Raw genomic sequence first — 8,231 nt, forward strand, 5'->3', positions numbered from 1 at the left:
TCGTGGCTGGTCGCGCAGTTCCCCGCGCCCCTGGGCCACCCGTTTCCGGGTCAGCCGCTCGGTGTCAGTGACCGCTTGAGGATCTTGCCCATGTCGTTGCGGGGGAGCGCCTCCAGGTAGTGGACCGTGCGGGGGCGCTTGTGGGGGGAGAGGCGGGCGGCCACGTGGTTCGCCAGCTCCTCGGTCGTCGGCGGGTGTTCGGCGTCCGCCGGGACGATCCACGCCACCACCTGTTCGCCCAGGTCGGGGTCGGGGGCGCCGGTGACCGCGGCCTCCTTGACCGCCGGGTGCTCCAGGAGCGCGTTCTCGATCTCGCCCGCGCCGATCTTGTAGCCGCCGCTCTTGATGAGGTCGGTCGCCTTGCGGCCGATGATGCGGACGTAGCCGTCGGCGTCGCGCACGGCCACGTCGCCCGTGCGGAACCAGCCGCCCGGCGCGAACGCCGCCTCCGTCGCGTCGGGCCGGTTCAGGTAGTGCAGGAAGAGGTTCGGGCCGCGGACCTGGATCTCGCCGACCGCCTCGGGTCCCGCGCCGGTCACCTCGGTCACTCCGTCGTCCTCCGCGAGGCGCAGCTCCACGCCGGGCAGCGGCACCCCCACCGTGCCGGGGCGCGGCTCGCCGTCCGCGCGCACGCTGGTGTTCATGAGCGTCTCCGTCATGCCGTACCGCTCGACGACCCGCTGCCCCGTCGCCGAGCTGATGCGCTCGTGGTCGTGGACCGGGAGCGCCGCCGACCCGGACACCAGGAGACGCGCGGAGGAGAGCGCCTTCGCCAGCCCGGGGTCGGTGGGCAGCGCCTCCGCGATGCGGTGGTACATGGTGGGGACGCCGAACAGCATGGTGGCGCCCGTGGAGAGTTCGCGGGTCACGCCCTCCGTGCTGAAGCGGCCGAGGTGGCGGACCTCGCCGCCGCGGCGCAGCGGGCCGATGACGCCCAGGATCAGACCGTGGACGTGGAACAGCGGCAGGCCGTGGACCAGCGTGTCGCCGGCCGTCCACCGCCACGCGTCCTGGAGCGCGTCCAGGGTCGAGGAGACCGCGCGGCGCGGCAGCACCGCACCCTTGGGCGGGCCCGTCGTGCCCGAGGTGTAGACGACGAAGGCGGGGGCCTCGGGGTCGGTGGGCTCGACGGGCAGGGAGGCCGCGTCGACGGGTCCGGCGGACGCCGGCACGTCGATGTCGATGCGCGGCAACTCGGCGAGCGCGGGCGGGAGTTCGGCGTCCGGCGCCGCGAGCACCGCCTCCGGCGCGCTGTCCCGCACGATGTGGCCGAGCTCGCGGTCGCCCGACTTCGGGTTGACCGGGACGGCGGCCGCCCCCGCGAGCAGCGCCGCGACCACGCCGACCGCGGTCTCCAGGGTCGGCGTCGCCCACACGGCGACCCGGCCCGCACCGGCGATCCGGCCCGCCAGGGGCGAGGCGGCCCCGGCCAGTTCGCCGTAGGTGAGCGCGCGGTCGCCGAAGCGCAGCGCCGGGCGGTCGGGGGTATCGGTCAGGGCGGGAAGGAGTCGGGTCAAGGGAAGCTCCTGGCAGGCGGAAGGACCGTAATCCGGATTGGCTGAGTGGCTGAGCCAATCTGAGCGTGCCGTCTGGCAGGCGTCCGCGTCAAGGACGTACGCTGCCGCCCAGGATCACGCCGGGAGAGAGCCAGGGATGAACGACGCACTGCGGCCGATGGCGGCACGCCCGCGCCTGTACGAGCAGGTGCTCGACCGGCTGCGCGCGTACGTCGCCGAGGGCGGCCTGCGCGCGGGCGACCGGCTGCCGACCGAACGGGACCTCGCGGCGCGGCTCGGGGTGAGCCGGGCCTCCGTGAAGCAGGCGATCGTCGTCCTGGAGGTCCAGGGCCTGGTCGAGGTGCGGCACGGCGGCGGCACGTACCTGGTGCGGGACGGCCTGGACGTGGCCGAGCCCGTGGAGCGGCTCGTCGAGCGCAAGAAGCGGCTGCCGGACGTCCTGGAGGCCCGCGAGGCCCTGGAGACGAAGCTGGCCGAACTCGCCGCCGAGCGGCGCACGGACGAGAACCTGACGGCGCTGCGCGCCGCGCTCGACCGGATGGCCGAGGACATCGGGGCGGGCGGCCTCGGCATCGAGGGCGACCGGCTCTTCCACGCCGCCGTGACCGCGGCCGCGCACAGCACGCTGCTCGCCGCGTTCATGCGGGAGATCGACGAGCCGATCGCCGAGTCCCGCACGGAGTCGCTGCGCCAGCCCCGCCGGCCGGGCCGTTCGCTGGCCCAGCACCGGGCCATCCTGACCGCGATCGAGGCCGGCGACGGGCGCGGCGCGGCGGCGGCGATGCGCCGTCATGTCCGCTCCGTGGCCAAGGTCCGGCTGCTGGAATGGGACCCCGATTCGAGCTCCACCGGCACGTAACTCCCGCTGAGGGGGCCCGTTTACGGGGGCGTGGACATCTGGCTGCTCAATCACTTCAGCACCGTCGCGCTGGCCGGGCTCCTCGTGGGCGGGGCCGTCTTCCTGGGGCTCGCGGGGTGCCTGCTGGTGCGACGATACGTGCCCCGCCTCAGGGACGGGGAGTACAACGAGATGGCCGGCGTCGTGCTCGGCATGTACGCCGCCATCTACGGCATCATCCTGGCCTTCGTGATCGTCGCCGAGTGGGAGGGACTCGACGCCGCCGAGGCGAACGTGGCGGCGGAGGCGACGCAGAGCGCCGAGGTGCTGCGGGACTCCGCCGCGTTCCCGCCCGCCCAGCAGCAGCGGATCAGCGCCGCCATGGGCGCGTACGTGCACGCCGTGGTCGACGAGCAGTGGCCGCTGATGCGCAAGGGCACGCCCGACCCGAACCTCACCAACCCCCAGACCGTCCGGCTCTACCGGGTCCTCCAGGACTACGAGCCGGCCACCGAGGCCGAGAAGACGTACTACACCCAGGTGGTGACCACGCTCGGCGAAGTGGCCGGCGCCCGCCGCACCCGCATGGAGGACTCCCAGCAGTCCCTGCCCATCCTGCTCAGCGTCCTCGTGTACGGCGGCGCCCTCGTCATGCTGCCGCTGACCTGGCTCTACGGCATCAAGAGCCGCACCGCGCAGATGATGTTCGTGACGTCCGTCGCCGTCCTGATCGGCGTCAGCCTGCTGCTCTGCCTCACCCTCGACCACCCCTTCTCCGGATCGCTCGCGGTGTCACCGGACCCCTTCAAGGAGGGGGTCCTCGCCCGGTACTGGCCCTGACCGTCGCGTTAGCCTCGTGGTGCGCCGTCCGCCACACCCGCACCGAGGAGCAGCCCCCGTATGCCCCGCATCGCCCTGGTCACCTACCGGCCCGGACCCGACATGCCCGTGGACCGCGATCTGCCGCTGCTCGCCGAGGAGCTGCGGCGGACCGGGGCGGACGCCGACGTACTGGCCTGGGACGATCCGGCCGTCGACTGGGCCGCGTTCGACCTGGTCGTCGTCCGCTCGACGTGGGACTACAGCTGGCGGCGCGACGAGTTCCTGGAGTGGGCCGCCCGGTGCGCCGACGTCACCCGGCTCGCCAACCCGGTCGACGTGCTCCGCTGGAGCACCGACAAGCGCTACCTCGGCGAGCTCGCCCGGCACGGGGTGCCGACCGTCCCGACGTCGTACGTCGCGCTCGGCGACGTACCGGAACTCCCCGCGGACGGCCCGTACGTGATCAAGCCGACCTCCGGCGCGGGCGCCCGCTACGCCGCCCGCTACACCCAGGACGAACGGGACGTCGCCCTGCGCCAGGTGGCCCGGATGCACGCCGAGGGGCTGACCGCGATGGTCCAGCCGTACGTCGAGGGCATCGACGAGAGCGGGGAGCGGGCCGTGCTCTTCTACGGCGGCCGGTTCCTGCACGCCATCCGCAAGGGCGCGGTGCTCACGGCCGGGGTCGCCTACGACGAGCGGAAGGTCGCCCACCCGTCCCTGGAGCCGTGGGAGCCGACCGCGGCCGAACTCGCCGTCGCCGAGCAGGCGCTGGCCGCCGTGCCGGGCGGACCCGACCGGCTGCTGTACGCGCGGGTCGACCTGGTCGACGGGGCGGACGGGCGGCCGTGCGTGATGGAGCTGGAGCTCGTCGAGCCCAATCTCTTCCTGAGCGCCGCACATCCGGCCTCGGCCCCCGTGGTCGCCGAGGCCATCGCGAAGGCCGCGGGCGCCCAGGCCGCCGAGCCTAGTTCTGCGACCAGCGCTGCAGCAGCCCGTACGTGAACTCGGCGCGGACCTCGCGCGGTGTCCCCGCCTCGTCCGGGGCCGTGAACGCCAGGCCCCAGCGGGTGGGCGCGGAACCCTCCAGCGGGCGCGCCGGAGGGAACGCGCGGGCCGCCTCGTCGACCGTGCAGGACCATGGCGTCAGGTCCGCGAGCGTCCGCAGGGCCGGGGCGGGCGCGCCGGGGGCGCGGATCAGCCACTCGTTCCAGACCGCGTTCGCCGGGGACAGCAGCACCTCGAAGCGCAGGTCGGGCCAGAGCGGCACCGGCCACAGCAGCGCCTCGCACTCCAGGTCGCCGACCTTGCGGACCAGCCGCCGCTCGGGGGCGCCCAAGACCGAGCGGTAGCGGGAGACCGCCGCGCGCGCCCGGGGTGAGCGGACCATGGCCTGCCAGCGGCGGTTCGCCTCCCGCATGTCGGCCACGGAGACACCGAGGTCGGCGCGGGCGGTCTCGACCAGCTCCGGATTGTGGTCGGCCATGCGGCGCAGCAGCACGAGCTGGAAGTGCAGCGGGGTGAACGGCTCAGCGGGGCCGGTGGACGTGGGGCGTGGCATGCCCTCCATGGTCGCGCACCCGGCCCGGGATCCGCCCGTCCGGCAGGAACAGCACCGAGTTCACATAGCGCGGCCGGCGCCCGGCCGGGGTCAGCGCCCGGCGCAGCAGCCCCTGCGACGCGATGTGCGCCGTGCCGCGCTGGTGCGTCGCCAGGTCGAACCCGGGCAGCCGCAGCCAGTCGGCGCCGGGCAGCACCCAGCCCTCGTACCCCCGCGCCCGCAGGTGCTCGACGACCGGCGCGATCGGCTGGATACGGGTCTCCAGCTCGATGAAGAGGGCCGGGCGGTCACGGGCGAGGAGCGCCTGCGCGCCGTGCAGCACCTGCAGCTCCGCACCGTCCACGTCGATCTTGATGAAGTCGACGTCGGCCAGGGCGAGTTCGTCGAGGGTCACGCACGGCACCGGATGCCCGGTCGCCGTGTGCAGCCCCTCGCGGCGCACCAGCGACGACACGCCGCGCTCGCCGCGCTCGTCGTGCGGCGGCTGCCACAGCGGCGCCGTGCCCGGCCGGTCGCTGGCCGCGGCCCGCACCACGCGCACGTTCGCCGGGACGGAGGCGGCGAGCGTACGGGCCAGGTGCGGCACCGGTTCCAGGGTGACCACCCGGCGGGCGCGGGCCGCAAGGCGGTGCGTCCACGGCCCGTACCAGCCGCCCACGTCGACGGCGGTGCCGCAGGCGCCGGCCCGCGGCACCATGTCGGACAGCCGGGCCAGTTCGGGCTCGAAGCGGGGGTAGAGCGCGCGGGCCGCGGCCGCCGTGAGACGCGGTGGCAGACAGGGGGCCAGGCGGGCGGCGAGCGTGGTCACGGGATCACCCGGTGCGCCTGCTCGATCCGTTTCAGGATGCGCTCGTGCTCGTCCTCGGGGAGCTGCTCGCCGGACGACGGCAGCAGCTGGGGGATGCCGTCGACGATCGGGTAACGGCGTTGCAGGCGCGGGTTGTAGAGCGCCTCCTCGTGCCCTTCGCCATCCGGCAGGAGCACCAGCGGTCCCTTGTCGAGGGGGCAGGCCAGGATCTCCAGGAGCGGGTCTTCAGGGTTCATGGGGCATCAACTCCCTTGGGGTGGTTGCGGGTTGTGGTGGGGCGGGCGAGGCGTCGTGCTTCGGCATGAGCAGCAGCACGGCGACGGCGAGCGCCGTGCCCGCGAGGCGCAGCGCGAGCCGGAGCGGTTCGGAGGGCAGCGCCTCGCCGAACGCGAGCGTGCCGAGGACCGCCGTGAACAGTGCGGTGACCGTCGTGCACACCGGCACGATCAGCGAGGCCCGGCAGCGCTGCAGCGCCGCCTGCGACATCACGAGCCCGCACGCGCCCGTGCACAGCAGCAGGTACGGGTACGGGGAGGCGAACAGCCGCGGCACGTCCGGGAGCACCCCGGACACGCCCTTGATCGCCAGTGAGCTCACCCCGTACAGCAGGCCCACCGCGACGCCGTACTCGACGCCCGTGGTCGGCATCCGGTGCCGGTGCCTGGCCCGGCGCTCCGCGGCGGCGTACAGGTACAGGCCCGCGGCGAGCGACGGCACGCACACCAGGAGGATCAGCGGCGCCGGCGCGCCGCCGCCGACCGCGTCCGGGTCCCGTCCCGTGTCGCGCAGGGAGAGGACCACCATGAGCAGCGCCGCGAGGATCGCGCCGATCGCGTACCGCTCCCGGCCCGAGGTGCGCTCGCCCAGGAGGCGCGAGGAGAGCAGGAGCAGCAGGACCAGGCCGGAGATGAAGATGCCCTGCGCCGCGGCGATCGGCAGCGTGCGGTACACGGCCAGCTGGGCGCCGAACCCGGACGCCAGCGCGATCGAACCGGCCAGCCACAGCGGGCTGGTCACGACGTGGCGCAGCAGCTGCGCCGGGCGGCGCACGCTCACCTCGGGCAGATGTGTGAGGGCACGTTTCTCCAGGACGAAGCCGACGCTGTAGAGGGTGTTCGCCAGGAGCGCCGCGCCGACTCCCCACGCTACGGCCGGCATGGCACGTCACGTCCTTCGGGCGTGCAGCAGGAGGATCGAGGCGAGCGACGGCGCCGCGCAGGCCAGCCGGTCCAGGGGGCGCAGCGGGCGCGGCACCCCGTGGAAGGGCGCGCCGGTGAGACGGACGATGTCGAACCCGGACGCCGCGACGAACTGGCGCAGCGCACGCGGCGTGTACAGCCGCAGGTGCCCCACCACGTCCGTGCCGGGACGGCCGTGCACCGCCCGCAGGCTCACCTCGGAGAAGACCGGCTGCACACCGGCCACGAGCAGCGCCCGGTTGTACCAGGCCGCCAGGTTCGGCGTGGAGAGCATCAGATGGCCTCCCGGGCGGAGCACTCTGCGGATCTCGTCGAGGGCCGCGTCGGGGTCCACGAGGTGTTCGATCACCTCGCTGAAGAGCACCGCGTCGGCCGACCCCGACGCGAACGGCAGCCCGTGGTCGGTGAGTTCGCCCCGGACGACGTGGGGGACGCGGGGCGCCGCACGGCGCAGCGCGTCCTGGGACCAGTCCACGCCGACGATGCGGTGCCCGCCGGGGAGGAGGCGGGCCGCCGTGGCCGCGGCCGTCCCGTCGCCGCAGCCGATGTCGAGGACCGTCGCCGCACGGGTGCCGGCCAGCGCCGCGGCCAGGACGCGGGTCTGGCGGAGGGTGCGGGGGATGCCGGAGGCGACCGGGACGTCCGGATTCTCGTAGAAGTCCCGTAGGGCCGGGGGCTCCGCGCGGGGCGGGCGTGCGGCGGATCCCGGCTGCTCCGGCTGCTCTGAGTGCTCCGAGTGCTCCGAGTGCTCCGAGTGCTCCGAGTGCTCCGGGTGTTCAGTGTGTTCCGTGTGCGCGGGGGAACTCATGGCGCCTCCTCCTGCGTCACGTGCAGGTGGTGTTCGAACAGGTCGCGCAGGCGGGCTCCGTCGCCGTGGCTCAGGAGCGTGCGCGACCAGCGCAGGGCCAGGTGCAGGCGGCCCGCGGTGGACGCCGTCGTCACGGTCAGGCCGCGCGGCATCCGGGCCGGCGCCGAGAACCACACGGCGCTCGCGCGGCCCCCGTCGCCGAAGTCGAGCGGGTAGGGGATCCGGCCGATGTTGCTGAGCAGGGTCGTCGACGTCCAGGGCGCGGCGGCCGTGCGCAGCGCGCGGGTGGCCGCCGCGCGCCAGGCGACCGGGGCGTACGGGGTGGTCAGCAGGGCGGCCCCGTGCCCGAGTTGGGGCCGCACGAGGGACTTCAGGGCGGAGGTGCGGGCCGCCGTGCGCTGGAGCAGGGCAGGTGTGGCGAGGTCCAACTCGGCCGCGGTGAAAGGGACTTCCACCAGCCGGGTGCCGTTCCCGATCGGCATCGTGGCGTCCCGCGGACGGTCGTCGACCGGCATCGTGATCCGCAGGGGGCGGCGCGGGCGGTGGGCGCCGTGCTCCTCGTTCCAGTCGGCGATCGTCCGGGCCGTGGCGACCATGAGCTGGTCGTTGACCGTGTACGGGGCGCCCTTGGGGCGGTGCGGGACCGCGAGTTCGCAGACCAGGAGGCCGTTGCCGGGG

9 protein-coding genes and 1 pseudogene are annotated in these 8,231 nt (G+C 74.5%); 3 read left to right on the top strand and 7 right to left on the bottom strand.

The window, feature by feature from the left end; genetic code table 11:
• Nucleotides 1-50: 50 nt before the first annotated feature.
• On the bottom strand, nucleotides 51-1,517 hold the full coding sequence (locus M4J07_RS45155; RefSeq protein ID WP_255982685.1) for an acyl-CoA synthetase: 1,467 nt from the start codon (nucleotides 1,515-1,517) through the stop codon (nucleotides 51-53).
• A gap of 136 nt (nucleotides 1,518-1,653) precedes the next feature.
• On the opposite strand from M4J07_RS45155, the gene M4J07_RS45160 reads away from it, so the two are divergent.
• The 3 genes from M4J07_RS45160 to M4J07_RS45170 are packed head-to-tail and all read left to right on the top strand — an operon-like array spanning nucleotide 1,654 to nucleotide 4,182.
• The gene (locus M4J07_RS45160) at nucleotides 1,654-2,376 is read left to right on the top strand and encodes a FadR/GntR family transcriptional regulator (RefSeq protein ID WP_255982687.1); all 723 of its coding nucleotides are present in this window, start codon (nucleotides 1,654-1,656) and stop codon (nucleotides 2,374-2,376) included.
• Between the two features lie 30 nt (nucleotides 2,377-2,406).
• Nucleotides 2,407-3,195, top strand: a complete 789-nt coding sequence (locus M4J07_RS45165) for a bestrophin-like domain (RefSeq protein ID WP_255982689.1) — start codon at nucleotides 2,407-2,409, stop codon at nucleotides 3,193-3,195.
• 60 nt (nucleotides 3,196-3,255) lie between these two features.
• Nucleotides 3,256-4,182 (top strand): ATP-grasp domain-containing protein, encoded by a 927-nt coding sequence (locus M4J07_RS45170; RefSeq protein WP_255982691.1) that lies wholly within the window; start codon nucleotides 3,256-3,258, stop codon nucleotides 4,180-4,182.
• Here the strand turns inward: M4J07_RS45170 and M4J07_RS45175 are convergent.
• From M4J07_RS45175 to M4J07_RS45200, 6 genes and pseudogenes are all read right to left on the bottom strand, one after another.
• Nucleotides 4,145-4,738 (bottom strand): hypothetical protein, encoded by a 594-nt coding sequence (locus tag M4J07_RS45175; RefSeq protein WP_255982693.1) that lies wholly within the window; start codon nucleotides 4,736-4,738, stop codon nucleotides 4,145-4,147. The two genes, M4J07_RS45170 and M4J07_RS45175, sit on opposite strands and share 38 nt — an antisense overlap.
• Nucleotides 4,707-5,546: an FkbM family methyltransferase gene (locus tag M4J07_RS45180; RefSeq protein ID WP_255982695.1), complete on the bottom strand. Its 840-nt coding sequence runs from the start codon at nucleotides 5,544-5,546 to the stop codon at nucleotides 4,707-4,709. Before M4J07_RS45180 ends, M4J07_RS45175 begins: the two co-directional genes overlap by 32 nt.
• Nucleotides 5,543-5,782: a Trm112 family protein gene (locus M4J07_RS45185; RefSeq protein ID WP_255982697.1), complete on the bottom strand. Its 240-nt coding sequence runs from the start codon at nucleotides 5,780-5,782 to the stop codon at nucleotides 5,543-5,545. The genes M4J07_RS45180 and M4J07_RS45185 overlap by 4 nt, the downstream gene beginning before the upstream one ends.
• Complete coding sequence (locus M4J07_RS45190) at nucleotides 5,772-6,704, bottom strand: DMT family transporter (protein WP_255982699.1); 933 nt, start codon at nucleotides 6,702-6,704, stop codon at nucleotides 5,772-5,774. The genes M4J07_RS45185 and M4J07_RS45190 overlap by 11 nt, the downstream gene beginning before the upstream one ends.
• 6 nt (nucleotides 6,705-6,710) lie before the next feature.
• The gene (locus M4J07_RS45195) at nucleotides 6,711-7,553 is read right to left on the bottom strand and encodes a class I SAM-dependent methyltransferase (RefSeq protein ID WP_255982701.1); all 843 of its coding nucleotides are present in this window, start codon (nucleotides 7,551-7,553) and stop codon (nucleotides 6,711-6,713) included.
• Nucleotides 7,550-8,231, bottom strand: a pseudogene (locus M4J07_RS45200) (condensation protein); the annotation flags it as partial. The pseudogene M4J07_RS45200 and the gene M4J07_RS45195, both read right to left, overlap by 4 nt.

It is taken from the genome of Streptomyces longispororuber (assembly GCF_024448165.1).
In the GTDB taxonomy this organism is placed as follows: Bacteria; Actinomycetota; Actinomycetes; order Streptomycetales; family Streptomycetaceae; genus Streptomyces; species Streptomyces longispororuber_A.

What these genes read in the sequence shown, in the direction of transcription:
- M4J07_RS45160 (WP_255982687.1), top strand. Translation starts at nt 1,654, where the DNA reads ATGAACGACGCACTGCGGCCGATGGCGGCACGCCCGCGCCTGTACGAG.
- M4J07_RS45170 (WP_255982691.1), top strand. Translation starts at nt 3,256, where the DNA reads ATGCCCCGCATCGCCCTGGTCACCTACCGGCCCGGACCCGACATGCCC.
- M4J07_RS45175 (WP_255982693.1), bottom strand. Translation starts at nt 4,738, where the DNA reads ATGCCACGCCCCACGTCCACCGGCCCCGCTGAGCCGTTCACCCCGCTG.
- M4J07_RS45185 (WP_255982697.1), bottom strand. Translation starts at nt 5,782, where the DNA reads ATGAACCCTGAAGACCCGCTCCTGGAGATCCTGGCCTGCCCCCTCGAC.
- M4J07_RS45190 (WP_255982699.1), bottom strand. Translation starts at nt 6,704, where the DNA reads ATGCCGGCCGTAGCGTGGGGAGTCGGCGCGGCGCTCCTGGCGAACACC.
- M4J07_RS45195 (WP_255982701.1), bottom strand. Translation starts at nt 7,553, where the DNA reads ATGAGTTCCCCCGCGCACACGGAACACACTGAACACCCGGAGCACTCG.